This is a genomic window from Vibrio sp. Vb0888 (genome assembly GCF_033338835.1).
Taxonomy (GTDB): domain Bacteria; phylum Pseudomonadota; class Gammaproteobacteria; order Enterobacterales; family Vibrionaceae; genus Vibrio; species Vibrio alginolyticus.
The window spans coordinates 1-1698 of sequence record NZ_JAWOTL010000080.1; the positions used below are offsets into that span (position 1 = coordinate 1).

Below are 1698 nucleotides of genomic sequence, written 5' to 3' on the forward strand. Positions count from 1 at the left end.
CGTGGTTTTGCTGTTGTAGCGGACGAAGTTCGTACTCTTGCTGGCCGTACTCAAGATTCAACAAGTGAAATCACAGCGATCATCGAGCAGCTACAATCACTAGCGAAAGACGCGAAATCAGCGACTGAGCTTTCTCGCACAAGCATTGCCGAGTGCGCTGACCAAGGCATTCAGTCAAAACAACTGATGAACGACATCGAACATGCGATTTCTGATATCTCAGACATGGGCAGTCAAATCGCAACAGCATGTAACCAGCAAGACTCAGTTGCTGAGGAACTAAGCCGTAGCATCGAAAACATCCATCTTGCGTCTCAAGAGGTCGCGCAAGGTTCAGAGCAAACTGCACAAGCTTGCCGCGAACTGAGCCAGCTATCCGTATCTCTTCAAGATGTAATGAGCCGCTTTAAGCTAAACTAAAACGACTCGACAAAAACGCTCCAAGCTCCGCAGTTTGGGGCGTTTTGTTTTTCTGGCGTACATTCCCTCGTACGCTTTCCTTTAACAATAAAAAACGCGTATGGAGGTTTTATGCGCCTTAAGAAAACTCTTCTTTCTATTGCCATTGCTGCAGCAACGTTCACCCCTGCTATGCATTCAATCGCAGCTCCACTCCAGCTTCAAACGACGTTAGACCAAGAGAGTCAAATTCAATCATCCAACACTTGGCTAGAAATCGATTTAGGTCAGTTTAAGCAAAACATCGAGCAGTTTAAGTCACACATGAGTGACCAGACTAAAATCTGTGCGGTGATGAAAGCTGACGCCTATGGCAACGGTATCGCAGGCTTAATGCCAACTATCATAGAACAGCAAATTCCTTGCGTAGCAATCGCAAGTAATGCAGAAGCACAAGTTGTGCGAGACAGCGGCTTTAAAGGTCAATTAATGCGTGTTCGTTCAGCAGAGATTGGCGAAATTGAAGGTGCACTTGATCTTAATGTTGAAGAGCTAATCGGCACGCTTGTTCAAGCAAAAGCGATCGCTGCAGTCTCTAAAAAAGCAAACAAGACAGTCAAAGTTCACCTTGCGCTTAACGACGGCGGTATGGGTCGTAACGGCATTGACATGACGACAGAAAACGGCAAAAAAGAAGCCCTTGCGATTGCTAAGCAATCTGGCGTTGAGATTGTCGGTATCATGACGCACTTCCCGAATTACAACGCAGAAGAAGTACGCGCGAAACTTGGCTCATTCAAAGAAAGCTCGGCATGGCTAATTGAAGAAGCGGATCTAAAACGTGAAGACATTCTTCTGCACGTAGCGAACTCGTACACAGCGCTCAACGTACCAGAAGCTCAACTTGATATGGTTCGTCCTGGTGGTGTGCTTTACGGTGATCTACCAACTAACCTTGAATACCCTTCTATCGTGTCTTTCAAAACACGCGTAGCATCACTGCACCACCTACCGAAAAACAGCACTGTGGGTTACGACAGCAGCTTTACAACCACTAAAGAAAGCGTAATGGCGAACCTTCCTGTCGGTTACTCTGACGGTTACCCAAGAAAAATGGGCAATACGGCAGACGTGCTGATTAATGGTCAACGTGCAAAAGTGGTTGGCGTAACGTCAATGAATACAACAATGATCGACGTTTCCGATATCAAAGGCGTGAAGCCGGGTTCTGAGGTCGTTCTGTTCGGCAACCAAAAATCTCAAACCATCAATGCCGCAGAAATCGAGAAGAACGCCGAC

2 protein-coding genes are annotated in these 1698 nt (G+C 46.6%); both read left to right on the forward strand.

The window, feature by feature from the left end; translation table 11 throughout:
* A partial coding sequence (locus tag R7P72_RS23960) for a methyl-accepting chemotaxis protein (RefSeq protein ID WP_318110819.1) occupies nucleotides 1–420 on the forward strand: 420 nt, incomplete at its 5' end.
* Between the two features lie 111 nt (nucleotides 421–531).
* Nucleotides 532–1698 (forward strand): alanine racemase (alr, locus tag R7P72_RS23965; RefSeq protein ID WP_318110820.1); only part of this gene is annotated, 1167 nt, incomplete at its 3' end.